Source organism: Bradyrhizobium sp. WBAH42, from assembly GCF_024585265.1.
Taxonomy (GTDB): Bacteria; Pseudomonadota; Alphaproteobacteria; order Rhizobiales; family Xanthobacteraceae; genus Bradyrhizobium.
Map to the genome: position 1 here is coordinate 2,165,804 of NZ_CP036533.1, position 22,791 is coordinate 2,188,594.

21 protein-coding genes are annotated in these 22,791 nt (G+C 65.3%); 15 read left to right on the plus strand and 6 right to left on the minus strand.

Annotated features, from left to right (window positions below):
• Positions 1 to 17 precede the first annotated feature (17 nt).
• The 5 genes from DCG74_RS10200 (at position 18) to DCG74_RS10220 (ending at position 5,824) form a co-directional block, all read left to right on the plus strand.
• Positions 18 to 776 (plus strand): tetratricopeptide repeat protein, encoded by a 759-nt coding sequence (locus DCG74_RS10200; RefSeq protein ID WP_172785115.1) that lies wholly within the window; start codon positions 18 to 20, stop codon positions 774 to 776.
• Positions 777 to 904: 128 nt separating this feature from the next.
• Complete coding sequence (locus DCG74_RS10205; protein WP_172785114.1) at positions 905 to 2,290, plus strand: tetratricopeptide repeat protein; 1,386 nt, start codon at positions 905 to 907, stop codon at positions 2,288 to 2,290.
• Positions 2,291 to 2,480: 190 nt separating this feature from the next.
• Positions 2,481 to 4,391, plus strand: a complete 1,911-nt coding sequence (locus tag DCG74_RS10210) for a propionyl-CoA synthetase (protein WP_172785113.1) — start codon at positions 2,481 to 2,483, stop codon at positions 4,389 to 4,391.
• A gap of 230 nt (positions 4,392 to 4,621) precedes the next feature.
• Positions 4,622 to 4,891, plus strand: a complete 270-nt coding sequence (locus DCG74_RS10215) for a hypothetical protein (RefSeq protein WP_172785112.1) — start codon at positions 4,622 to 4,624, stop codon at positions 4,889 to 4,891.
• A gap of 186 nt (positions 4,892 to 5,077) precedes the next feature.
• The gene (locus DCG74_RS10220) at positions 5,078 to 5,824 is read left to right on the plus strand and encodes an OmpW family protein (RefSeq protein WP_172785111.1); all 747 of its coding nucleotides are present in this window, start codon (positions 5,078 to 5,080) and stop codon (positions 5,822 to 5,824) included.
• A 103-nt stretch (positions 5,825 to 5,927) separates the two neighbouring features.
• Here DCG74_RS10220 and DCG74_RS10225 read toward each other — a convergent pair whose 3' ends face one another.
• Complete coding sequence (locus DCG74_RS10225; protein WP_172785110.1) at positions 5,928 to 6,623, minus strand: DUF1013 domain-containing protein; 696 nt, start codon at positions 6,621 to 6,623, stop codon at positions 5,928 to 5,930.
• 265 nt (positions 6,624 to 6,888) lie between these two features.
• Between DCG74_RS10225 and ispH the strand changes: the two genes are divergently transcribed.
• The 3 genes from ispH to rnhA are packed head-to-tail and all read left to right on the plus strand — an operon-like array spanning position 6,889 to position 9,308.
• On the plus strand, positions 6,889 to 7,857 hold the full coding sequence (gene ispH, locus DCG74_RS10230; RefSeq protein WP_172785109.1) for a 4-hydroxy-3-methylbut-2-enyl diphosphate reductase: 969 nt from the start codon (positions 6,889 to 6,891) through the stop codon (positions 7,855 to 7,857).
• A gap of 6 nt (positions 7,858 to 7,863) precedes the next feature.
• Complete coding sequence (locus DCG74_RS10235) at positions 7,864 to 8,847, plus strand: homoserine kinase (protein ID WP_172785108.1); 984 nt, start codon at positions 7,864 to 7,866, stop codon at positions 8,845 to 8,847.
• Positions 8,844 to 9,308, plus strand: coding sequence for a ribonuclease HI (gene rnhA / locus DCG74_RS10240; RefSeq protein WP_172785107.1), 465 nt, complete (start codon positions 8,844 to 8,846; stop codon positions 9,306 to 9,308). The genes DCG74_RS10235 and rnhA overlap by 4 nt, the downstream gene beginning before the upstream one ends.
• Before the next feature lie 110 nt (positions 9,309 to 9,418).
• On the opposite strand, the gene DCG74_RS10245 is transcribed toward rnhA, so the two are convergent.
• The 5 genes from DCG74_RS10245 to DCG74_RS10265 all read right to left on the minus strand — a co-directional run bounded on the left by DCG74_RS10245 (position 9,419) and on the right by DCG74_RS10265 (position 16,624).
• A complete protein-coding gene (locus tag DCG74_RS10245) occupies positions 9,419 to 9,904 on the minus strand; it encodes a peroxiredoxin (RefSeq protein ID WP_172785106.1) in 486 nt (161 codons plus the stop codon).
• Between the two features lie 235 nt (positions 9,905 to 10,139).
• The gene (locus DCG74_RS10250; RefSeq protein ID WP_172785105.1) at positions 10,140 to 11,825 is read right to left on the minus strand and encodes a long-chain fatty acid--CoA ligase; all 1,686 of its coding nucleotides are present in this window, start codon (positions 11,823 to 11,825) and stop codon (positions 10,140 to 10,142) included.
• A 190-nt stretch (positions 11,826 to 12,015) separates the two neighbouring features.
• Positions 12,016 to 13,503, minus strand: coding sequence for a D-alanyl-D-alanine carboxypeptidase family protein (locus DCG74_RS10255; protein WP_172785104.1), 1,488 nt, complete (start codon positions 13,501 to 13,503; stop codon positions 12,016 to 12,018).
• A 192-nt stretch (positions 13,504 to 13,695) separates the two neighbouring features.
• Positions 13,696 to 15,492 carry a glucan ABC transporter ATP-binding protein/ permease gene (locus DCG74_RS10260; protein ID WP_172785103.1) on the minus strand — a complete coding sequence of 599 codons (1,797 nt, stop codon included), beginning with the start codon at positions 15,490 to 15,492 and terminating at the stop codon, positions 13,696 to 13,698.
• A gap of 82 nt (positions 15,493 to 15,574) precedes the next feature.
• Positions 15,575 to 16,624, minus strand: a complete 1,050-nt coding sequence (locus DCG74_RS10265; RefSeq protein WP_172785102.1) for an ABC transporter substrate-binding protein — start codon at positions 16,622 to 16,624, stop codon at positions 15,575 to 15,577.
• 226 nt (positions 16,625 to 16,850) lie between these two features.
• Here DCG74_RS10265 and DCG74_RS10270 point away from each other — a divergent pair, with 226 nt between their 5' ends.
• The 7 genes from DCG74_RS10270 to DCG74_RS10300 all read left to right on the plus strand — a co-directional run bounded on the left by DCG74_RS10270 (position 16,851) and on the right by DCG74_RS10300 (position 22,430).
• Complete coding sequence (locus DCG74_RS10270) at positions 16,851 to 17,210, plus strand: hypothetical protein (protein ID WP_172785101.1); 360 nt, start codon at positions 16,851 to 16,853, stop codon at positions 17,208 to 17,210.
• 118 nt (positions 17,211 to 17,328) lie between these two features.
• The gene (hisE, locus tag DCG74_RS10275; RefSeq protein ID WP_172785232.1) at positions 17,329 to 17,733 is read left to right on the plus strand and encodes a phosphoribosyl-ATP diphosphatase; all 405 of its coding nucleotides are present in this window, start codon (positions 17,329 to 17,331) and stop codon (positions 17,731 to 17,733) included.
• A 67-nt stretch (positions 17,734 to 17,800) separates the two neighbouring features.
• Positions 17,801 to 18,382, plus strand: a complete 582-nt coding sequence (locus DCG74_RS10280) for a YqaA family protein (RefSeq protein WP_246570560.1) — start codon at positions 17,801 to 17,803, stop codon at positions 18,380 to 18,382.
• Positions 18,383 to 18,427: 45 nt separating this feature from the next.
• On the plus strand, positions 18,428 to 18,967 hold the full coding sequence (locus DCG74_RS10285) for a hypothetical protein (RefSeq protein ID WP_172785099.1): 540 nt from the start codon (positions 18,428 to 18,430) through the stop codon (positions 18,965 to 18,967).
• A gap of 30 nt (positions 18,968 to 18,997) precedes the next feature.
• Positions 18,998 to 20,398: an aspartate ammonia-lyase gene (locus DCG74_RS10290; protein WP_172785098.1), complete on the plus strand. Its 1,401-nt coding sequence runs from the start codon at positions 18,998 to 19,000 to the stop codon at positions 20,396 to 20,398.
• A gap of 267 nt (positions 20,399 to 20,665) precedes the next feature.
• Positions 20,666 to 21,634 (plus strand): nitronate monooxygenase family protein, encoded by a 969-nt coding sequence (locus DCG74_RS10295; protein ID WP_172785097.1) that lies wholly within the window; start codon positions 20,666 to 20,668, stop codon positions 21,632 to 21,634.
• A 22-nt stretch (positions 21,635 to 21,656) separates the two neighbouring features.
• On the plus strand, positions 21,657 to 22,430 hold the full coding sequence (locus DCG74_RS10300; RefSeq protein ID WP_172785096.1) for a thioesterase family protein: 774 nt from the start codon (positions 21,657 to 21,659) through the stop codon (positions 22,428 to 22,430).
• Positions 22,431 to 22,791: the final 361 nt, after the last annotated feature.

The window sequence follows — 22,791 nt, forward strand, 5'->3', positions numbered from 1 at the left end:
TTTCGACCGCAACGAGCATGCGTTTTCTCATCCACCTGTTCGGCGCCGGGCTGCTCTATGCGCTCTCGCTCGCCCCGGCCGATGCCGCGACCGGCGGCGAGCCGGTGGCCGTGACGCCGGTCGATGTCGCGCCCTGCCTCGCGGCGGCCGCAGCCGACGACATGGACAAGGCGGCCACGGCCTGCGACGCCGTGATCGACAACGAGAAGACGGTGAAGGGCGACCTGATCAAGGCGCTGATCGCGCGCGGCGCGCTCCATGCGCGGCACGATCAGGTCGACCGCGCCATCGCCGACGACAGCCGCGCTCTTCTGCTCGACCCCGGCCTTGCGGACATCTTGAACGCGCGTGGCGAGCTTTGGCTGAAGAAGGGCGACAAGCCGAAGGCGGTGCAGGATTTCGGCGCAGCGCTCAGGATCGATCCGAACCACGAGAAGGCCAAGGCCAATCACAAGGCGATGGCGCGCGAGATCGAGCGGATCGGCGCGCAGATGGCGGTCGCGGGCAAGCCCAGCTTCAATTGCGCGCGAGCGCGTCTGGCGGTGGAAAGGGCGATCTGCGGCAATCGCGAGCTCGCCGATCTCGATCGCGAGGTCTTTGCCTCCAATGCCCGTGCGATCCGTGAAGCGCGCAATGCGGCCGAGGCCAAAGCGCTCCAACGTGAGCAGGACGCGTTCATCGCGCGCCGCAACGCCGATTTCGGCCGCCCGGGGTACGACCTGAAGAAGGCGATGCAGGAGCGCTTGCAGCGGCTGAACGGGGTGGATGGGTATTGAGTCCTTCGCCTCTCCCCGCGTGCGGGGCGAGGGAGAGCAGGCACTGGCCGTCCTGCCAGGCCCGGTTTGAACCCATCCCTTGCCAGCTGCGACAACGGTGAGAACCCGACGTCACGGAGCCCTATGTCATGTGCGGCACTCACGCCTCCGCGCAAGCGCTTTCGCCTGCCAAGATCTCGCTTCGCGCCCTATTCCTCGGCGCGGCAATCAGTTTCGCTCTCGCGGCCCCCGCCGCGGCGAGCACCGAGTGCGTGCTGGGGAGCAAGGCTGACCCGGCCGAGCTGATCCCGGCATGCAGCGCCATCATCGACCAGACCGCCAATCCGGCCGCCGAACGCAGCGCGGCGCTCGTTGCGCGCGCCGACGCCAATGCACGGACCTCCGGCGGCCAGTCCCAGGCGCTGCGGGATCTGGACCGCGCCATCGCGCTCGACGGCAAGAACGCGAAGGCCTGGCGCGTGCGCGGCGACCTCCTGCGCGAGGCCGGCGGCGATCTCAACCGCGCCGCGGCGGATCTGACCAAGGCGATCGAGCTCGACCCTCGGGATGCCGAAGCTTACGAGCTGCGCGGCGTCGTCTACACCAATCAGCGCCGGCTCGACCGCGCGCTCGCCGATTACGACCAGGCGATCAAGCTGAAGCCGGACGATGCGCAAGCCTGGTCCGACCGCGGCGTGGCCTATTATCTCGGCGGCGACAACGAGAAGGCGATCAGGAATTTCGACGAGGCGCTGCGGCTCGATCCAAACCGCGCGCGCACCTACACCAATCGCGGCGCGGCCTACAAGAAGCTCGGCCAGCTCGACAAGGCGGTCGCCGACGACGGCGAGGCGATCAGGCTCGACCCGAAGGTGCCGGAATATTACGACAATCGCGGCCTGACTTATGCTGCGATGGGCGAGTACGACAAGGCGATCGCCGATTACGACCAGGCGATACGACGGGAGCAGCGCGCCAATTTCCTGACCAACCGCGGCGATTCCTACCAGTTCAAGGGCGAGCTCGGGGCGGCGCTGAGCGACTACGAGGCTGCGCTCAAGCTCGATCCGAATTTCGCGAAGACCTACAACAACCGCGCCGTGCTCTACAAGAAGATGGGCGAGCGGAAGAAGGCGCTGGCCGATTATGAGACGGCGCTGAAGCTGGACCCGGGCAACGAGAATGCGGCGAACGGCCGCCGGGTCATGATCGCCGAGATCGCGAAGTTCGGCGCCGAGCCCCCGCGTGCCCTGAATGCAGAAGCGGGCAACGGCCCGTCCTTCGATTGCGCCACTGCCAAGCGCGAGGTCGAGAAGGTGATCTGCGCCGATGCTCAGCTCGGCGTGCTCGATCGCCAGATTGCCGAGACCTATGAACGCGTGCTGAGGGCCTCCAAGGGACGTTCCGCCAGCGACCTGCGCAAGACCCAGCGCGAGTTCCTCACCACGCGCAATGCAAGCTTCCGCCGCCCCGGCTACGATCTGAAGAAGATCATGCAGGACCGCTTGCAGCGGCTGAACGCGATGGAGAGCTGAAAGCCCGTTCTTCGCCCTTGCCCTGCAAGAACGGGGACAGGGAGAAGACGCGTTCTTTTCGGCTTGAACCGCGGCCCGTTCCCGGGAAAATACCCGTCAAACAAGGCCGGCAATTGATCCTGGTCATGGCGGGACGCTCGTCCTGTCGTCAGGTCAGGGCCAGGCGAACAAAGGGAACGGGAGCGCGGGCATGAACGTCCAGGGCAAAAGCAGCTATCACGAGGTCCACGCGCGTTCGCTGGCGGATCCGGAAGGGTTCTGGGCCGAGGCAGCCAAGGACATCGACTGGATCGAGCCGGCGAAACAGATCTTCGATCCCTCGCAAGGAACCTACGGCCGCTGGTTTGCCGGAGGCGTCGTCAACACCTGCTACAACGCCCTCGACCGCCACGTCGAACGCGGACGTGCCGACCAGGTCGCGCTGATCCATGATTCGCCGCTGACGGGTTCGGTCACCAAGCTCACCTATGCCGAACTGCTGAACGAGGTCCAGGCGCTCGCCGCAATCATGCAGGATTTCGGCGTCGCCAAGGGCGACCGCGTCATCCTCTATATGCCGATGGTGCCGGAGGCGGTGGTCGCGATGCTCGCCTGCGCGCGGCTCGGTGCGGTGCACTCGGTGGTGTTCGGCGGCTTTGCCGCAAAGGAGCTTGCCACCCGCATCGACGATGCGCAGCCCAAGCTGATCCTGTCCGCCAGCTGCGGCATCGAGCCCGGCCGCATCGTGCAGTACAAGCCGCTGCTCGACGAGGCGATCAGGCTTGCCGGCAGCAAGCCGAAGGCCTGCATCGTATTGCAACGCCCGCAGCTCACCTGCGAGATGACGCCGAGCCGCGATTACGACTGGGCCAGCCTGCGCCGCAAGGCGCTGAACGACGGCAAGCGCGCGGCTTGCGTGCCCGTCGCCGCGACCGACCCGCTCTACATCCTCTACACGTCGGGCACGACCGGCGTGCCGAAGGGCGTCGTGCGCGACAATGGCGGGCATCTCGTCGCGGTGAAATGGTCGATGTTCAACCTCTATGGCGTCAAGCCGGGCGAGGTCTGGTGGTGCGGCTCCGACATCGGCTGGGTGGTCGGCCACAGCTACATCGTCTACGGCCCGCTGCTGCACGGCGCGACCACGATCATGTACGAGGGCAAGCCGGTCGGCACGCCCGACGCCGGCGCGTTCTGGCGCGTGATCTCCGAGCACAAGGCGGTCGCCTTCTTCACCGCTCCGACGGCCTTCCGCGCCATCCGCAAGGACGACCCGGAAGGGAAATTCATTCGGCAGTACGATCTCTCGAAATTCCGCACCCTGTTCCTCGCCGGCGAGCGTGCCGATCCGCCGACCGTGGAATGGGCGGAGCAGCAGCTGAAGGTGCCGGTGATCGACCATTGGTGGCAGACCGAGACCGGCTGGTGCATCGCCGGCAATCCGGTCGGCCTCGGCATGCTGCCGGTGAAGCACGGCTCGCCGACGGTGCCGATGCCGGGCTACCAGGTCGATGTCGTCGATGAAGCGGCAAAGCCGGTCGGCCCCAACACCATGGGCTCGATCGTCATCAAGCTGCCGATGCCGCCGGGCTGCCTGCCCACGCTGTGGAATCAGGACGCGCGCTTCAAGGAAGCCTACTTGAGCGAATTCCCCGGCTATTACAAAACCTCCGACGCCGGCTACAAGGACGAGGACGGCTATGTCTTCGTGATGGGCCGCACCGACGACATCATCAACGTCGCCGGCCATCGTCTCTCCACCGGCGGCATGGAGGAGATCCTGGCCTCGCATCCCGATGTCGCCGAATGCGCCGTGCTCGGCGTCAAGGACGCAATCAAGGGCGAGGTGCCGTGCGGCTTCCTGGTGCTGAAGGCGGGCGTGAAGCGCCCGCCCGCCGAGATCGAGAAGGAGATCATCGCGCTGGTGCGCGACAAGCTCGGCCCGGTCGCCGCGTTCAAGCTCGCCATCACCGTCGGCCGCCTGCCCAAGACGCGCTCCGGAAAGATCCTGCGCGGCACCATCAAGAAGATCGCCGACGGCGAATCCTGGACCATGCCGGCGACGATCGAGGATCCCAAGGCGCTCGACGAGATCGGCGAGGCGCTGAAGGGAAGGGTGTGAGGAAGTTCTGCGGTCATACGGGCGAGGCGCGAGGTCGTCCCCAACTCAACTGTCATCACCCGCGGAAGCGGGTGATCCAGTACCCCGCGGCGATTGTGTGAGCCAATGACCGCCGCGGCGTACTGGATTCCCCGCCTGCGCGGGGAATGACAGCGAGCGTGGAACGGCGCCCGGGGACTTACAATCTCCTCATTCCGCGCTAAACAGGGGCGGTCAACAAGGGACCCTCGATGCCACTTGCCGCCGCGCCACGCCTGCTGACCGCCTTAGCTCTCGCCATCGCTCTCTCCGCCTGCTCGGCGCGCTACCAGAATCCGGTGGCGATGGGCGGCGATGATGACGACGCGGTGTGCCAGAGCCGAGGCTATGCGCAAGGCTCGCCGGAATACGTGGCCTGCCGCAAGGACCGCGACGTCCAGCGCAACGCCGCCACCGCGCGCGCCGATCGCCGCCAGCGCGATCTCGGCGAGTACATGTTGAACAACCCCGTGCGCCCATGATGTGAGCTGCGGCACTACGTTGCCGCCCGCTTCGGATTCGCGCCTTCCGTGACACATCTGCAACGCCGGGGTCAAATCGCGTCGCGATGGTCCTGGTTTGATCGGCATCAAATCCTTCACCGTCCTCTTTCTGCTCTGACGCTGATGTCGCGCAACGATGCGCGGACATGGTTGAAGGGGATTGCTATGGATGGAACGATAAGAAACTTGGCGCGGATCGCGACACTCGGCGCGCTGCTCGTGGGCACGCTTGCATCAGTGCAGGCCGCAGATCTGCCGGCCTACAAGAAGGCGCCGCCGCCGGTGGAGGCGTTCAATCCGTGGATGGTGCGCCTGCGGGTGCTCGGCGTGTTGCCGGATGCGGGCGGGAGCACCGTCAATGTCGCGGGCGTGCCTTCGCTGTCGTCGCCGAATTCAGGTCTGTCGATCAGCGACCAGGTCGTCCCCGAGCTCGACATCAGCTATTTCTTCACCAAGAACATCGCGGCCGAGCTGATCCTGGGCGTGACCAGACATTCGATCAGCGGCACCGGCTCGCTCGCGAACCTGCCGATCGGCAAGACCACGCTGCTGCCGCCGACGCTGACGCTGCAATATCACTTCGACCAGTTCGGCGCGTTCAAGCCGTATGTCGGCGCGGGCGTGAACTACACCGTGTTCTTCAACAATTCCGCCGCCAACGTGCCGGCGGCCATCGTCGGACCGCCCGCGATCGTCGCCACCGCAACGAACCTGCACGTCAGCAATGCCTGGGGCGGTGCCGTCCAGTTCGGCTTCGACTACATGATCGACCGGCACTGGGGTCTCAACGTCGACGTCAAGAAGCTCTGGCTGCGCCCGAACTACAGCGCGACCGTCTCCGGCCTGCCGGTCACCGGCACAGCGCATATCGATCCCTGGCTGGTCGGCGCCGGCGTGACGTACAAGTTCTGAGGCGTTTGCGGCGTCCGTCTCGACGCTCGCGCTCTCACACGCAAAAAAAACGCGGCAGGTTTCCTTGCCGCGTTTTTCGTGCGTTCGATCGTCGAGGAGGGGGCTACTCCTCCTCTTGGTCCTGCTTCTTTCCGCCGAGCGTCTTCAGCTTGGCGAACACGGCGTCGACGTTGAGGTCGTCGCTCGATCGCTCGGCAGGCTCGAACTCGTCTTTCTTGGTGGTCTCGGACGCCGGCAGCAGGGTGGCGCCGCCATAGGCTGCGTCGATCGGCTTTTCCTTCGCCGCGCGCTGCACCTCGAAATCGAGCTCGATCTGCGAGCACAGGCCGAGGGTGACCGGGTCGATCGGGGTCAGCGACGAGGTGTTCCAGTGGGTACGGTCGCGCACGCTGGCGATCGTGCTCTTGGTGGTGCCGACCAGGCGCATGATCTGGGCGTCCTTGAGCTCCGGATGGTTGCGCAGCAGCCAGAGGATGGCGCTCGGGCGCTCATGGCGGCGCGAGACCGGGGTGTAACGCGGGCCCTTGCGCTTGGGCTGGGGCGGCAGCACCACCTTGCTCTCCTGGAGGCGGAGCCGGTAGTCCGGGTTCTTCTCGCCCTTCTCGATCTCCTCGCGGGTCAGCTGGCCGTTGGAGAGGGGATCCATGCCCTTGATGCCCTGGGCGGCGTCGCCGTCGGCGATGGCGCGCACCTCGAGGGGATGCATCTTGGTGAAATCGGCGACCTGATCGAAGGTCAGCGCGGTGTTGTCGAGCAGCCAAACGGCGGTCGCCTTGGGCATCAGAGGTGCGTTGCTCATGGCAAATCTCCTTTGTGCTTCGCCCACCCCTCTGGAGGCGAAACCGGTGGTCATCAGCGATGACAGGGAATTCGCGCTATATAAGCCCGGAGGGGGTAGCCATGCAATGGTTCTGCTATAGATAGTGCCTTGACACCGCCCGAAAGGGGGCCCAATTCCCTTTGAACCGCTGTAGGGTTCAAGCCGACAGTTTTAAGCCTAATTCCCATCCATCGACCGCCCCCGCCAGAAGGCGAAACGGGTGATTCGGTCCCGAGATCGCTCAATGTCAGCCAAACCAGACCTCAAGATCGTGCTTTGTTCTCCCCGCGGCTTTTGTGCCGGGGTGGTCCGGGCGATCGACACCGTGGAACGGGCGCTCGATAAGTACGGTGCCCCCGTCTATGTTCGCCACGAGATTGTGCACAACAAGTACGTCGTCGATGGGTTGAAGAAGAAGGGCGCCATCTTCGTCGAGGAGCTCGCCGAAATCCCCGAAAACACCACCGCCCCGGTGGTGTTCTCGGCCCACGGCGTGCCGAAGTCGGTTCCGGCCGACGCCCAGTCCCGCAACCTGTTCTCGCTGGATGCGACCTGCCCGCTCGTGACCAAGGTGCATCGCGAGGCCGCGATCCACTTCAAGCGCGGCCGCGAGATCTTCCTGATCGGCCATTCCCACCATCCCGAGGTGGTCGGCACGCTCGGCCAGCTGCCGCCCGGCGCCGTGACCCTGATCGAGACCGCCGAGGATGCCAAGACCATCACGCCGAAGGATCCCAACAACCTCGCCTTCGTGACCCAGACCACGCTGTCGATCGACGACACCGCGGAGATCGTCGCGCTGCTCAAGGAGCGCTTCCCGAACATCAACGGGCCGCACAAGGAAGACATCTGCTACGCCACCACTAACCGCCAGCTCGCGGTGAAGAAGGTGGCGCCGGTGGTGGACGCGCTCATCGTCGTCGGTGCCCCCAATTCGTCGAACTCGCAGCGCCTGCGCGAGGTTGCCGAGCGCGAGGGCTGCAAGATCGCGGTGCTGGCGCAGCGCGCCGCCGACCTCGACTGGGGCAGGTTCGGCAACATCAAGAGTCTCGGCATCACGGCGGGCGCGTCGGCGCCGGAGGTGATCGTCGAGGAGATCATGGACGCCTTCGCCGAGCGCTACACGCTGCACGTGGAGACGGTCTCGGCCGCGGAGGAGAATGAGTTCTTCCCGCTGCCGCGTCAGGTGCGCCCCGAAGCTGCCGCCGAGTAGACCTTTATGGCGGTCTACACCGACGTCGCCGCCGACGAGCTTGCGGATTTCCTGAAGCAATACGATCTCGGCGAATTGCTCTCCTACAAGGGCATCGCCGAGGGCGTCGAAAACTCCAACTTCCTGCTGCACACGAGCAAAGGCTCGTTCATCCTCACGCTCTACGAAAAGCGCGTGGCGAAGAACGATCTGCCGTTCTTCCTCGGACTGATGACGCACCTCGCCGAGCACGGCGTCAATTGTCCGCTGCCCGTGCGGGGACGCGACGGCGAGGCGTTGCGCGAGCTCGCAGGCCGGCCCGCCGCGATCATCACCTTTCTCGAAGGCGTCTGGCCGCGCAAGCCGAACGCGACCCATTGCGCCGGGGTCGGCGAGGGGCTGGCCCGGATGCATCTGGCCGGCGCCAATTTCGCGGTTCGGCGCGCCAACGCACTCTCGGTCGCCGGCTGGCGGCCGCTGTTCGATGCGGCTTCGAACCGGGCCGACGAGGTGCAGCCGGGGCTGCGCGCCTTCCTCGCCGCCGAGCTCGACCATCTCTCGAGCGGGATCTGGCCGAGCAACCTGCCCGAAGGCGTGATCCATGCCGACCTCTTCAACGACAACGTCTTCTTCCTCGGCGACAAGCTCTCGGGGATCATCGATTTCACCTTCGCCTGCTACGACATGCTGGCCTATGACGTCGCGATCTGCCTCAACGCCTGGTGCTTCGAGCCTGATCATTCCTTCAACGTCACAAAGGCGCGCGCCTTCCTCAACGCCTATGGCCGCGTGCGCCAGCTGAGCGAAGCCGAAGAGGCCGCGCTGCCGCTGTTGGCGCGCGGCGCCGCCATCCGCTTCCTGCTGACGCGGCTGGTCGACTGGCTCAACGTGCCGCCGGGCGCGCTGGTCAAGCCGAAGGACCCGCTGGAATATGTTCGCAAGCTGCGCTTCCACCAGAGTGTGACGAGCGTGCGCGACTACGGGTTGACGCCGTCGGGGCTGGTGGCGTGAGCGAGCTTCCCAATGTCACGATCTATACCGACGGCGCCTGCTCGGGAAATCCCGGGCCGGGCGGCTGGGGCGCGATCCTGAAGTTCGGCGACAAGGAGAAGGAGCTGAACGGCGGCCAGCCGCACACCACCAACAACCAGATGGAATTGATGGCGGCGATCTCGGCGCTCGAAGCGTTGAAGAGGCCGTGCACGGTCGATCTCTATACCGACAGCCAGTATGTCCGGCAGGGCATCACCGGCTGGATCTTCGGCTGGAAGCGCAACGGCTGGCGTACCGCCGACAAGAAGCCGGTGAAGAACGTCGAGCTATGGCAACGCCTCGACGCCGCGCTGAAGCAGCACGAAGTCCGCTGGCATTGGGTCAAGGGCCACGCTGGCCACCCCGAGAACGAGCGCGCCGATCAGCTCGCGCGCGACGGCATCGCCGTGGCGCGGTTGCAGCAGCGGGTGAGGAAGTAGGTGTCATTCCGGGGCGCCCGGAGGGCGAGCCCGGAATCCATTCCTCTACGCGTTGTGACGTAAGATGGATTCCGGGCTGGCGCTGCGCGCGCCCCGGAATGACCAGAGTCTCACAGCTGCCCGAGCAACGTATCTCCGCCCGACACCTCGACTTTGCCGGGCATCGCCTCGAGGTTCAGCTTCTTGACCACGCCGTCCTCAATCAGCATCGAATAGCGCTTGGAGCGGATGCCGAGGCCGTTGGCGGAGGCGTCCAGCTCCATGCCGATCGCCTTGGTGAAGTCGGCATTGCCGTCGGCGAGGAAGATCGCCTCGTCGCGCTGGTCGGTGTCGCGCTTCCAGGCGTTCATGACGAAGGCGTCGTTGACCGAGACGATGGCGATGGTGTCGACGCCCTTGTCCTTCATGGCATAGGCGTTGAGGAAGATGCTCGGCAGATGCATCTTGTGGCAGGTGCCGGTATAGGCGCCGGGCACCGCGAACAGCGCCACCTTCTTGCCCTTGAAGACGTCGTCGGTGGTCTTCACCTGCGGGCCTTCCGCCGTCATCACGCGGAATTTCGCCTCGGGCAGCTTGTCGCCAATCTGGATCGCCATCGTCGTTTCTCCATGGAAATGGGCCGGGGGCTGTTCTAGAGCATTTTACCGCCGGAGGGAAACGGCTTCACCGCGCTGTGATGAGGCGACGGTCGCAATTTTCTCGTCATTGCGAGGAGCTCTTGCGACGAAGCAATCCAGACTGTCTCTGCGGAAATAACTCTGGATTGTTTCGCTACGCTCGCAATGACGATGGGGCGCGTGGGCGCGCCCCATCGAGCCGAGAGGCGTGCCTTTAAGCCGCTTCCGCCTTCTTCTCGTCGCGGAGCTGCCGGCGCAGGATCTTGCCGACATTGGTCTTCGGCAGGTCGTTGCGGAATTCGATGTGCTTGGGCACCTTGTAGCCGGTGAGCTGCTCGTGACAGAACTTGATCACGGCTTCGGCGGTGAGGTTCGGGTCCTTCTTCACCACGAAGGCCTTCACCGCTTCCCCGGACTTGGAATCGGGGATGCCGATCACGGCGCATTCGAGCACGCCCGGATGGCTCGCGATCACTTCCTCGATCTCGTTCGGATAGACGTTGAAGCCCGAGACCAGGATCATGTCCTTCTTGCGGTCGACGATCTTGGTGTAGCCCTTCTCGTCCATCACGCCGATGTCGCCGGTGCGGAAAAAGCCGTCCGCGGTCATCACCTTGGCGGTCTCTTCCGGCCTGTTCCAGTAGCCGGACATCACCTGCGGGCCCTTGGCGCAGATCTCGCCGGCCTGGCCGAGCGGGACTTCGTTGCCGTCATCGTCGCGGATCGAGATGTAGGTCGAGGGCACCGGGATGCCGATCGTCCCGGTGAACTCGGTTGCCGTCGCCGGGTTGCAGGTCAGCGTCGGCGAGGTCTCCGACAGGCCGTAGCCTTCGGCAATGAAGCAGCCGGTGATCGCCTTCCATTGATCGGCCACGGGGCGCTGCACCGCCATGCCGCCGCCGTTGGAGATCTTCAGCTTGGAGAAGTCGAGCTTCTTGAAATCGGGATGGTGCATCAAGCCGTTGTAGAGCGTGTTCACGGCCGGGAAGCTGTTGACCTGGTATTTCGCCAGCTCCTTGACGAAGCCGGCGATATCGCGCGGGTTCGGGATCAGCAGGTTGCAGCCGCCGGCGCGCACCGCCAGCAGATAACAGGCCGTCAGCGCGAAGATGTGATAGAGCGGCAGCGCGCAGACGATCATGAGCTGCTCGACATGCGGCGGCGCATTGAGCGCCGGCTGCAGCCAGGCGTCGTTCTGCAGGACGTTCGCGACGATGTTGCGATGAAGCAGCGTGGCGCCCTTGGAGACGCCGGTGGTGCCGCCGGTATATTGCAGGAAGGCGACGTCACCCGGCGACAGCTTCGGCGTGTTGAACGTCATGCCGCGGCCGGCGGATAGCGCGTCGTTGAAGGAGACCGAGCCTGGCAGCGACCAGGCCGGGACCATCTTCTTGACCCGGCGGACGACGAGGTTGACGATCACGCCCTTGAAGCCGAGCAGGTCGCCCATGCTGGCGACGATGACGTGCTTCACCTGCGTTCTCGCGATCACCTGCTCGACGGTGTGAGCGAAGTTCTCCAACACGATGATGGCTTCGGCGCCGGAATCCTTGAGCTGGTGCTCGAGCTCGCGCGGGGTATAGAGCGGGTTGACGTTGACCACCGCGAAACCGGCGCGCAGCACGGCGGCGGTTGCGACCGGATATTGCAGCACGTTCGGCATCATGATGGCGACACGCGCGCCGCGCTGCAGCCCGCGGCCTTGCAAGTACGCGGCGAGCGCGACCGACATTTGGTCGAGGTCGCGATAGCTGAGCGACTTGTCCATGCAGATGAACGCCTTGCGGTCGGCGAACTTGGTGAAGCTCTCCTCCAGCAGGTCGACCAGCGATGCGTATTGCGTCGGCTCGATATCGGCGGGCACGCCGGGCGGATATTGCTTGAGCCAGATGCGCTCCATGGAAGACTCCCCTCATTGACCAGGGCCCGTTGTCCTCGGGCTTGCCTCGTTGCCGCCAGTATCCAGCTTGCCGGAACGGGTGGCAAGCCATCGTGGCTTAGGGCAAAGGTCGGGGTGTCGCTACTGGAATCGTCGCAAAACCGCGCTGCCGCAGGTGCGAAGCGCGGGCTGGCTCAATTCCGAGAAGGCGTTAACTGTTGTTCGCCGGCTTCGCGGCAGCGGCCGGCTTCGCAGCCTTGGGCTTGGCTGGCTTGGAGGCCTGGTCGCCGCTTGCAGGCTTCTCGGCAGGTTTGGCCGCATCGGGCTTGGCAGCAGCATGCTTGGCGCCCGCCGGCTTGGCAGCGGCCGGTTTGGCTGCGGTCTTGCCGTCGCCCTTGCCGTCAGCCTGCTTGGCGTCGGGCTTCACCGCCGCGGTCTTCGTGCCAGCCTCCTTGTTTCCCTCCTTGTGCTTGTCGGCGGCGTCTGGCTTCTTGGCGACGCGCGACTTCTTGCCACGCGGCTTGGACGCGGCCTGCTGGTCGGCATCGGCCGCGACCGCGGCGATCAGGGCCGTGCCGGTGCGGGTCGGGCCGGTATAGACCTGCACGGGCTCTGTGGCCGCGGGGGCCGAGGCCATCAGCTCGGAAGCCTTCATCAGCGGCGGCTGCAGGCCGGCCGTGAAGAAGGTGAACTGGGCGGCGCCGCCGGTGGCGGAGGCGGATCCGGTCGCGCCGCCATTGGCAGCAATCAGCGCATCGTCGTCGTCGCTGGCCGGCCGCTTGCGGTTGGGTCCGCACATCTCGTCGCGCAGGTTCGGCGGCGTGGCATCGACCGGCACGAGATTGTCGACGGTGCCGAGCGAGGGGCGCAGCCAGGTGAGGTTGTCCTGAGCGAAGCCGCGCTCCAACAGCTGCGCCGCCTTCACCGCGCGCGCCGTGCCGGAATTGGCGCCGAGCACCACCGCGATCAGCCGGCGGCCGTTGCGCGTGGCCGAGGCGACGAGGTTGTAGCCGGAGGCGCAGATGAAGCCGGTCTTGAACCCGTCGGCGCCGGGATAGCGGCCGATCAGCTTGTTGAAATTGCCGGTGACGCGCTTGCCGAAGCGGATCGCCGGGATGTGCACGAAGTACTCGTACTCCGGCAGGTCGCGCAGGAACGAGCGCGCCAAGATGCCGAGGTCGCGCGCCGAGGTGACCTGGCCTTCGGCGGGCAGGCCGTTCGGGTTGACGTAGCTCGTCTGGGTCATGCCGAGCTTCCTCGCGGTGTCGTTCATCACCGCGGAGAAGCCGTCGACCGAGCCGCCGACGCCTTCGGCGAGCACCACGGCCATGTCGTTCGCCGACTTGACCATCATCATCTTCAGCGCGTTGTCGACGGTGACCTGCGTTCCCGGGCGGAACCCCATCTTCGAGGGCGATTGCGAGGCCGCGGTTGGCGACACCGTGAGCAGCGTGTCGAGCGTCAGCCTGCCGTCCTTGACCGCCTTCAGCGTCACATAGGCTGTCATGATCTTGGTGACGGAGGCCGGATACCACGGAATGGTCGCGTTTTCGGCCTGCAACACCTTGCCGCTGTCGGCCTCGATCAGCAGGAGCGCTTCGGCGTCCGCCGCGCGCGGTGCGAGCAACGCGGCACAGGCGAGCGTCGCAGCGAACAGGTTGAACAGGGATTTGCGAAGCAGCGGGCGAAGGGCGTGCACTATCCGATTCCGGTCCTTGGAGATCCGCGCCCGAGAGGGTCGGTTCTCGTGATCTGATTGTCGGTTCTGAAATCCAGCGCCGCCGCTTGCGGCGTCGCAAACCTATACCGGCTGGTGCGTCGAGAATAGGGGCTTCGGGCGGGTATTCCGCAACGAAGTAGGCCGAATTTCGACGGGTCCTCTCGGGACTTGCTAGGGGGATTTGGCAGCTGTCGCGGCAGCCTCGGCGGCCGTCACGCTGGCCCGTGCGTTCTCCTGCACCATGAACTGGGCCTTGGCCATCTCGGCAAAATGGCCGCCTTTGGCCACGAGTTCCTCGAAAGTTCCGGTTTCGATCACGCGTCCATTCTCGAACACCAGGATCCGGGTGGCGTTGCGGATGGTGGAGAGGCGATGGGCGATCACGAAGGTGGTGCGGCCCCTCATCACTTCGTCGAGAGCGGCATTCACCTTGACCTCGGTGACGGCGTCGAGCGCGGAGGTCGCCTCGTCCAGGATCAGGATCGGCGGGTCCTTCAGCAGGGCGCGGGCGATCGACAGCCGCTGCCGTTCGCCGCCGGAGAGCATGCGGCCGCGCTCGCCGGCATTGGTCTCGAAACCGCCGCTGCGCTCGATGAATTCCAGCGCCTGCGCGCGCTCCGCCGCCTTGCGCATCTCGGCCTCGGTCGCATCCGGCTTGCCGACGCGCAAATTCTCCGCGATCGAGCGGTTGAACAGCAGTGCTTCCTGGAACACCACGCCGATGTTCCGCCGCAGCGAGGTCAGCGTGACGCCGCGCACGTCCATGCCGTCGATCTTGATGACGCCGGATTGCGGATCGAAGGCGCGATGCAGGAGCGCAATCGCGGTCGACTTGCCTGCCCCTGTCGGGCCGACCAGCGCGATGGTCTGGCCCGGCAGCGCGGTGAAGGTGAGGTCCTCGATCGCCGGCCGCTTGCCGTCATAGGAGAACGTGACGTCGTTGAACTCGACGAGGCCCGACAGCCTGCCGGCATCGATTGCGTCGGGCCGGTCGTGCACCGCGGGCACGGCGTCGAGCACATTGAAGAACTCGCGCAGGCGCGGGGCCTCCATGAACACGCTGTTGATGAAGCTCACCACCTGCTCGAGCTTCTGGATCAGCAGCGTCGCGAAGCTCACGAACATCACGATCTCGCCGACCGAGGTCAGGCCCTGGTCGTGCAGCGCGATGCCGAGGGTGAAGATCGCCAGCACCGTGATGGTGGTGGACGCGCGCGTGATCACCGTGACCAGCGCCCACCACGACAGCACCGGCATCTGCGCGGCCAGCAGCTCGTCGGCGACCGAGCGCAGTCCTTTGACCTCGGATTCGACGCGCACGAAGCTCTGCACCAGCGCGACGTTGCCGAGCGCGTCCGACGCGCGCGCGGAGAGCTCGCTGTAATGCTCCTCGACCTCCATCTGCATGCCGAAGGTCTTGCGCACAACGAAGGTGGTCAGGCCAGTGAAGACGATGCAGAGCACGAACAAGAGGATCGCCAGCCGCCAGTTCAGGTAGAGCGACAGCGGCAGCAGCACCAGGACCGAAAGGATCGCGGCAAAATGCTCACGGAAGAAGCCGAGCCACAGCCGCCACAGCGCGTCCGTGCCGTTGAGCATGACCTTCATCAGCCGGCCGGAATGGGTGCCGGAGTGGAAGGTCAACGGCAGCTGCAGGATGTGCTCGAAATAATCGGTCAGCACCGCCTGGCGCTGGCGATGCGAGAGCCGGTCGGCCTGCAAGGCCACCAGCGCGCTGCAGACGATGGTGAACAGCCCGAACGCGACCCAGGCGGCCAGGAACGGCCAGGCCGAGCTCGAGCCGGCCACGGCCTTGCCCGAGAGCACGTCGACGATCCGGCCGAACAGCACCGGCTCGGCGAACTGCGATCCCGCCAGCAGGAGGTTGGCGACCGCGAGCACCCAGCCGAGCCGCGCCTCCTTGCCGAGCAGCTCGAGAACGCGGGTGTAGAGACGGAGAATGGACATGTGGGCGAGGGACTCGGCGACGAGGGAGCCCACATTCTAAGCAGGGACCGCCGCGAGATACAGCGCAAGCTTGCAGTTTTGCTCAGTTGATCAGCCGCTCTGCCAGCGGCGGCAGGAACTGGTCGTCGAAGACGTCGCGAAAAGCCGGCCGTTTGCGGAATTTGAAGTCCTGCGCGATCTGATCGATCGAGCGCTCCAGGCGCGCCGGATCGATGCCGCCAACGCCGTTGCGCTTGACCTCCTCGGTCAGGATGTTGTCGGCAAGGACGGCGCGCAGGCGCTCCAGCTCCAGATTGCGGTCGCCGTCGTCGATGCGGCTCGCGGCCTCCTCCGCCGCCCGCGCCGGCTCCCTGGCCGTCGCTTTGATGCCCGCGATCAAGGCGCGGACGAAGCCCTTCACCGCATCCGGCTTCAACGCGGCGAAGGCGGTGTTGGCCACCACGGCAAAGCCGTAGGCTTCGCAGCCGTAGTCGGCGTAGCGCAGCACGACGAGATCGGCTTCGGGCACGCCGCGATCGCGCAGGTTCACCGCCGAGAGGTAGCTGAAGCCGGCGACGGCATCGACCTGTCCTGCGGACAGGATCGGTTCGCGCACCGCGGCGCCGATCTTGTGGAATTTGACGTGCGATGCCTTGATGCCGTTCTGCTGCGCCAGTGCCGGCCACAGCCGCATCGATAGATCGCCGTCGGCAACGCCGACGGTCTTGCCGTCGAGATCGGGCAGGACGCGGACACCACGGCTCCTGCGCGCGACGATCGCGTAAGGCGCGCGGTCGAACAGCACGAACACGGCCTTGACCGGCGGCGCATCGTCCTTGTCACGAAACCGGATCAGCTCGTTGATGTCGACGAGCGCAAGCTCGCTGTCGCCTTTGGCGATGCGTGCGAGCGCCTCCGGCGATCCGCTCGCGCTGTTGAAGGACACGTTCAGATGCTCGGCGCCGAACCTGCCGTCCTTCGCCGCAAGGAAGAACGGCGCCATGCTCGCATCGATCGGACGGTCGAAGGTGAAGTGGATGGCAGTCGAGGGGGCGCCGCTCTCGGCCGCAATGGCCTTGCGCACACTCAATGCGGCGAACGAGATTGCAAGGGCCAGCAGGCACTGAAGGGCGATCGTCTTGAATCCGGACATCGGTCGCGCCGGCCCCGCATTGTTATGGTTTCGCGACGGCTTGCAGCGCCGGCCCGCGACGAGCGTGCGCGCGCGAACATGAACGGTGGATGAGCGGGCTTGCGGCATCGTTACGCAACCCCGTTCAGCTTGTGTTGGGGTTGGGGAACCTACTTAGGGGGCGAGTGTTTGACAGACATCAGCCTGTCGTCAGGCACAATCCGAGGTCCCAAGGAGGGTCCAGATCATGTTTGACAGCTTTTCGAAGTTCGTCGGCCGCAAGGCCGTTCTTGCCACGGCCGCCGTGGTGGCCCTGACTGCCGCTGCACCCAGCGCCTCCTACGCGGGCGGCCGTCATTGGCATGGCGGTGGTGGCGGCGCCGCCGCTGCCGCGATGTTCGGCCTGGCCGCGACCGGCCTCGCGATCGCAGCCAGCCGCAATGCCTACGCCTATGATCCGGGTCCGGGTTACTATTACGAGGGCGGCCCGGTCTATTACAGCAGCCCCGGCTATGGTCCCTATTATTACGACTCGGGCAACCGCTACACCTATGGCGGCTACAAAAACCCCTGCGCCCACGGCTATTCCGGCTATAGCTGCTATTAACCGATCGGCCATACGTCATCGGCGAACAGGCCGTCGCGCTTGCCGCGGCGGCTTGTTTTTTGCTTATATTGCCGCGTGTTAACACGCCGGCCATTTGTTTCGAGTAGTTTTGAGTACCATGAGTGATTCGCTTGAGCGGCTATATCTGGCTGTGCTCGCGGCCAGAGATCTTGATCCGGCAACATCGCGCACAGCCCGGCTGTTTCAGCGTGGGCCCTCAAAAATGGCGAAGAAACTGGCCGAAGAAGCGATCGAGGTCGTCATCGATGCGGTCAATGGCGATAGTGAGGCCGTGATCCGGGAAAGCGCCGACCTGCTCTACAATCTCACCGTGCTGTGGGCTTCGGCCGGAGTCCGCCCCGAGGACGTCTGGCGGGAAATGACGCGGCGGGAGGACATGCTCGGTATTGCCGAGAAACTGCCGAAGACGCCGGCGAAATTGCCCAAAGTCGCGTCACCGCGCATGGCCTCGCGGCGGCCTATTGTCGCGCTCGACGGCCGCGCCGCGCGCAAGCGCCACTGAAAACGTCACAAATCGCCCAAAAACTGGCGATGGACAAATCCGTCCCATGGTGCTTCATCGCGGCGCCATGCTGAAACGTATCTACGACTGGTGCATCGACGCCGCCCACAAGCCCTACGCGCTCTGGATCATGGGCATCGTGTCTTTCGCCGAAAGCTCCTTCTTTCCGGTCCCGCCGGATGTGATGCTGATCCCGATGTCGCTGGCGCGCCCGCAGCGCGCCTGGGTGTATGCAACGGTCTGTACCATCACCTCGGTGATCGGCGGCGTCGTCGGCTATGCCATCGGCGCGCTGCTGTTCGACTCGGTCGGCCAGTGGCTGATCCAGGTCTACGGCCTCGGTGACAAGGTCGACGCCTTCAGGGCCTCCTATGCCGAATGGGGGGCGGTGATCATCCTGCTCAAGGGGTTGACGCCGATCCCCTACAAGCTCGTCACTATCACCTCGGGCTTTGCCGGCTACAACATCATCCTGTTCATCCTGTGCTCGATCGTCGCGCGCGGCGGGCGCTTCTTCGTCGTCGCGATCCTGCTCAACCGCTATGGCGACTGGATCCGGGTTCGGATCGAGAAGCATCTCGGTCTCTGGGTTGCGATCGGGGCCGCGGTGCTGGTGCTCGGCTTCGTCATCGCGGTCAAGCTGATCTAGGCCGGCGGCTTTGCCGCCGCGCCGGCTTCGGTTACGGTTGCCGTCATGATGGTTCGATCCGGCAATCCGGCCGCACGGTCTGGGACGCTGATGTCAGCAGCGCTGCTGCTCCTTCTCGCTGCCGGCGGAACAGCCCGGCCGCAATCCGCCCCGCCGACGCTCGGCCTTCGGGAGCAGGGGGCGCAGGCCGCCCCGCCGCCGTCGACGCCCGCTCCATCGGCGCCGGCGGCAGCTGAGGAGAATCCCGGGCTGATCAACGAAATGGGCAAGCTGTTCGACAAGCTGCCCTCGATCCTGCCGCCGATCAAAAGCCCTAGCGAAACCATGGACGACCTGTCGCGGCTGGCCAAGCCCTCGACCATGGTGTCGGGGCGCGTGATCTGCCCGGTCTCTGCGAACGGCGCACCCGACTGCAAGCAGGCGGCCGACCAGCTCTGCCAGGGCAAGGGCTACAAGGAAGGCAAGAGCCTGAACGCCGATTCCGCGGAAAAATGCTCCGTCAAGGTCCTGATCCCCGGCCGGCAACGCAAACCGGACGACTGCCGCACCGACACTTTCGTGACCAGCGCGCTGTGCCAGAACTGAAGGCCCTCGCGCGAGAACCAAGGAGCGCCCATGAGCCGTACGGAGCAGGACTTCCTCGGACAGCGCGAGATCGCCGACGACATCTATTACGGCGTCCAGACCATCCGGGGTAAGGAGAACTTCCACATCACCGGCATTCCGATGAACCAGGAGCCTTACTTCGTGAAGGCGCTCGGTTACGTCAAGAAGGCCGCCGCGATGGCCAATCGCGACCTCGGCGCGATCGACGCCAAGGTCGCAGACGCCATCATCCTCGGCTGCGACCGCGTCATCGCCGGCGACATGATGGATCAGTTCGTCACCGATTTCATCCAGGGCGGCGCCGGCACGTCGACCAACATGAACGCCAACGAGGTGATCGCGAACCTCGCGCTGGAATCGCTCGGCTTTGCCAAGGGCGACTACCAGCACGTCAGTCCGAACGATCACGTCAATTACGGCCAGTCCACCAACGACACCTATCCGACCGCCTTTCGCCTCGCCCTGATCCTGCGGCTCGAGAGCTACATGACGGCGTTGCGCCAGCTCCAGGAAGCCTTTTTCGCCAAGGGGTGCGAGTTCGACCGGGTGCTGAAGATGGGCCGCACGCATCTGCAGGATGCGGTGCCGATGTCGCTCGGCGCGGAATTCCGGGGCTGGGGCACCACGATCGGCGAGGAGGTCGACCGCATCTCGGAAGCGCGCGCGCTGCTGCGCGAGATCAATCTCGGCGCCACCGCGATCGGCACCTCCGTCACTGCGGCGGTCGGTTATCCCAAGCTCGCCGTCCGCCACCTCAGCGCGCTCACGGGCGTCGATTTCATCCTCGCCGGCGATCTCGTGGAGGCGACCTCCGACACCGGCGCCTATGTGCAGCTCTCCGGCGTGTTGAAGCGCACCGCGAGCAAGCTGACCAAGATCTGCAACGACATGCGCCTGCTCGCCTCGGGCCCGCGCGCCGGCTTCAACGAGATCAACCTGCCGCAGCTGCAGCCGGGCTCCTCGATCATGCCGGGCAAAGTCAACCCTGTGATCCCCGAGGTCGTCAATCAGACCAGCTTCCTCGTCATCGGGCTCGACACCACGGTGACGCTCGCGGCATCCGCCGGCCAGCTCCAGCTCAACGTGATGGAGCCGGTGATCTCGTTCGCGCTGTTCTTCTCGATCCGCACCATGGAGCGTGCGGTCAACAGCCTGCGCGAGAACTGCGTCGTCGGCATCACCGCCAACGAGGAGCACACCCGCAACATGGTGCTCAACTCGCTCGGCATCGTCACGGTGCTGAAGCCGCTGCTCGGCTACAAGCAATGCGCCGAGATCGCGCGCGAGGGCTACAAGAGCGGCAAGTCGCTGCACCAGATCGTGGTGGTCGAGCGCAAGCTGCTGACGCAGGAGAAGTGGGACGAGATGTTCTCGTTCGAGCGGCTGATCAATCCGGATCTGATCGGGTAGGGTGTCATCTGCAGCTCTCGCCGCGTCATTGCGAGGAGCCCTTGCGACGAAGCAATCCAGACCGTCTCCGCGGATACATTTCTGAATTGCTTCGCTTCGCTCGCAATGACGGGCGGGTAGACCTGGAAGGCTCGAATTCCGCTGCTTGGAATTGCGGTGGCCGCATCGGACACGGCGCCAAAACGCAATACTTGACAGTGGAAAGATTGCCTTGTTGGTATGGCTCCCAGCTTTCAATTCGACCGGCCAACAAAGGATCGTTCCGCAATGTCCATGCCTGCCTTGTTCAAGGGGCGCCTGTCGATCCCCGTGATCGGCTCGCCGCTCTTCATCATCTCGGTGCCCGATCTGGTGATCGCGCAGTGCAAGGCGGGGGTGGTCGGCTCGTTTCCGTCGCTGAACGCGCGGCCGCCGGAGCTGCTCGACGAATGGCTGGCGCGGATCACCGAAGAGCTCGCGGCCTACGACCGCGCCCATCCCGACAAGCCGTCGGCGCCGTTCGCGGTCAACCAGATCGTGCACAAGTCGAACAACCGGCTCGATCACGACATGCAGCTCTGCGCCAAGTACAAGGTGCCGATGATCATCTCCTCGCTCGGCGCCCGCGAGGAGCTGAACCAGGCCGTGCACGGCTGGGGCGGCATCGTCTTCCACGACGTGATCAACCAGAAATTCGCGCACAAGGCGATCGAGAAGGGGGCCGACGGCCTGATCCTGGTCGCGGCCGGCGCCGGCGGCCATGCCGGCACCATCTCGCCGCTGGCCTTCGTGGCCGAGACGCGCAAGTGGTTCGACGGACCGATCGCGCTGTCGGGTGCGATCGGCAACGGCAAGGCGATCCGCGCCGCGCGCATCTTGGGGGCCGACTTCGCCTATATCGGCTCGGCCTTCATCGCGACCAAGGAGGCCAATGCGGTCGAGAAGTACAAGGAGATGATCGCGGGCTCGAGCGCCGACGACATCGTCTATTCCAATCTCTTCACCGGCGTGCACGGCAATTATCTGAAGCCCTCGATCCTGGCCGCAGGCATGGACCCGGAAAACCTGCCGACGTCCGATCCCTCCAAGATGAACTTCGGCACCGACGCCTCAGGCGAGCGCGCCAAGCCGAAGGCCTGGAAGGAGATCTGGGGAAGCGGCCAGGGCATCGGCAGCGTCGAGGGCATCGTGCCCGCCGCCGAGCTGATCGCGCGCTTCAAGAAGGAATACGACGAAGCGATCGATCCGCCGCTGTGATCGCTCCCGGATCGAGTGCAGCATGACCGCCATCTACCGCGTCGACGGCAACAACGTCGTCACCAGCCCCGATGCGGCCGGCCCCTGGGACCGGCGCATGCAGCACGGCTCGGCACCGGCATCGCTGGTGACGTGGGCGGCTGAGCGCATCCCGACGGCGGCGCCGATGGACGTCGCGCGCGTGACCATCGATCTGATGCGCCCGGTGCCGGTGGCGCCGCTCACGATCGCGACCGAGGTCTTGCGCGAGGGCCGCAAGATCCAGCTCTGCGGAATCAAGCTGCTCGCCGATGGCGTGCAGGTGGTCGGCGCCACCGTGCTGAAGATCAGGCGCCAGGAGCTGACGCTGCCGGACGAGGTCGAGGAGCTGCCGGTCACGTTGCCCGCGCCGGAGGATTCATTGGTCGAGGACGGTCACGCCGCCACCAGCCCGTTCGTGCGATCGGTCTCGATGCGCGCCGCGCGCGGCCGCTTCGGCCAGGCCGGCGCCGGTGCGATCTGGTTTCGCGTCGATCATCCGCTGATCGAAGGCGAGGCCATCTCGCAGGCGATGCGCGCCGTGGTCGCTGCCGACTTTTCCAACGGCACCGCCTCGACGCTCGACTTTCGCGCCTGGACCTACATCAACGCCGACCTCACCGTGAGCTTTGCGCGCCAGCCGGTCGGCGAGTGGATCCTGCTCGACGGCGATTCTTGGATCGGCCCCGACGGCGCGGGCCTTGCGATGTCGCGCCTCGCCGACCGTCAGGGCTATTTCGGCCGCGCGGTGCAGAGTCTGGTGATCGAGAAGCGGTGAGCGTCACGGCGGGGCCGCGATTGCTCCTTCCGAATGAACGGCAGGCTTCCGCCGCCGCGGAAGGGATGCTCGGCATCCTGCCAGTTCACACACCGTAGAAGATCTTGATCCCCCACAGCACCACGATGATAGCCGTGATCAACGTAATCGCGGCGACCGCACTTTCCAGGGAAGCGACTCTCATTTCACTCTCCGCTTCCCCAGCCCCGTCAGCGGTCTAGTTGATTCCCTGATTCGCCGGCAATTGCGCGGGCATCGTCGCCGTAGACTCCGTTGTGCGCTGTGGTGCGGAAGCAACAACGACACCGTAGAATCCCGGAGTATTTGCTCTACCATCCGGTCCCGCCGCTCCCGAAGCCCG

What these genes read in the sequence shown, in the direction of transcription:
- DCG74_RS10200 (WP_172785115.1), top strand. Translation starts at nt 18, where the DNA reads ATGCGTTTTCTCATCCACCTGTTCGGCGCCGGGCTGCTCTATGCGCTC.
- DCG74_RS10205 (WP_172785114.1), top strand. Translation starts at nt 905, where the DNA reads ATGTGCGGCACTCACGCCTCCGCGCAAGCGCTTTCGCCTGCCAAGATC.
- DCG74_RS10210 (WP_172785113.1), top strand. Translation starts at nt 2,481, where the DNA reads ATGAACGTCCAGGGCAAAAGCAGCTATCACGAGGTCCACGCGCGTTCG.
- DCG74_RS10215 (WP_172785112.1), top strand. Translation starts at nt 4,622, where the DNA reads ATGCCACTTGCCGCCGCGCCACGCCTGCTGACCGCCTTAGCTCTCGCC.
- DCG74_RS10220 (WP_172785111.1), top strand. Translation starts at nt 5,078, where the DNA reads ATGGATGGAACGATAAGAAACTTGGCGCGGATCGCGACACTCGGCGCG.
- DCG74_RS10225 (WP_172785110.1), bottom strand. Translation starts at nt 6,623, where the DNA reads ATGAGCAACGCACCTCTGATGCCCAAGGCGACCGCCGTTTGGCTGCTC.
- ispH (WP_172785109.1), top strand. Translation starts at nt 6,889, where the DNA reads ATGTCAGCCAAACCAGACCTCAAGATCGTGCTTTGTTCTCCCCGCGGC.
- DCG74_RS10235 (WP_172785108.1), top strand. Translation starts at nt 7,864, where the DNA reads ATGGCGGTCTACACCGACGTCGCCGCCGACGAGCTTGCGGATTTCCTG.
- DCG74_RS10245 (WP_172785106.1), bottom strand. Translation starts at nt 9,904, where the DNA reads ATGGCGATCCAGATTGGCGACAAGCTGCCCGAGGCGAAATTCCGCGTG.
- DCG74_RS10250 (WP_172785105.1), bottom strand. Translation starts at nt 11,825, where the DNA reads ATGGAGCGCATCTGGCTCAAGCAATATCCGCCCGGCGTGCCCGCCGAT.
- DCG74_RS10260 (WP_172785103.1), bottom strand. Translation starts at nt 15,492, where the DNA reads ATGTCCATTCTCCGTCTCTACACCCGCGTTCTCGAGCTGCTCGGCAAG.
- DCG74_RS10265 (WP_172785102.1), bottom strand. Translation starts at nt 16,624, where the DNA reads ATGTCCGGATTCAAGACGATCGCCCTTCAGTGCCTGCTGGCCCTTGCA.
- DCG74_RS10270 (WP_172785101.1), top strand. Translation starts at nt 16,851, where the DNA reads ATGTTTGACAGCTTTTCGAAGTTCGTCGGCCGCAAGGCCGTTCTTGCC.
- hisE (WP_172785232.1), top strand. Translation starts at nt 17,329, where the DNA reads ATGAGTGATTCGCTTGAGCGGCTATATCTGGCTGTGCTCGCGGCCAGA.
- DCG74_RS10280 (WP_246570560.1), top strand. Translation starts at nt 17,801, where the DNA reads ATGCTGAAACGTATCTACGACTGGTGCATCGACGCCGCCCACAAGCCC.
- DCG74_RS10285 (WP_172785099.1), top strand. Translation starts at nt 18,428, where the DNA reads ATGATGGTTCGATCCGGCAATCCGGCCGCACGGTCTGGGACGCTGATG.
- DCG74_RS10290 (WP_172785098.1), top strand. Translation starts at nt 18,998, where the DNA reads ATGAGCCGTACGGAGCAGGACTTCCTCGGACAGCGCGAGATCGCCGAC.
- DCG74_RS10295 (WP_172785097.1), top strand. Translation starts at nt 20,666, where the DNA reads ATGTCCATGCCTGCCTTGTTCAAGGGGCGCCTGTCGATCCCCGTGATC.
- DCG74_RS10300 (WP_172785096.1), top strand. Translation starts at nt 21,657, where the DNA reads ATGACCGCCATCTACCGCGTCGACGGCAACAACGTCGTCACCAGCCCC.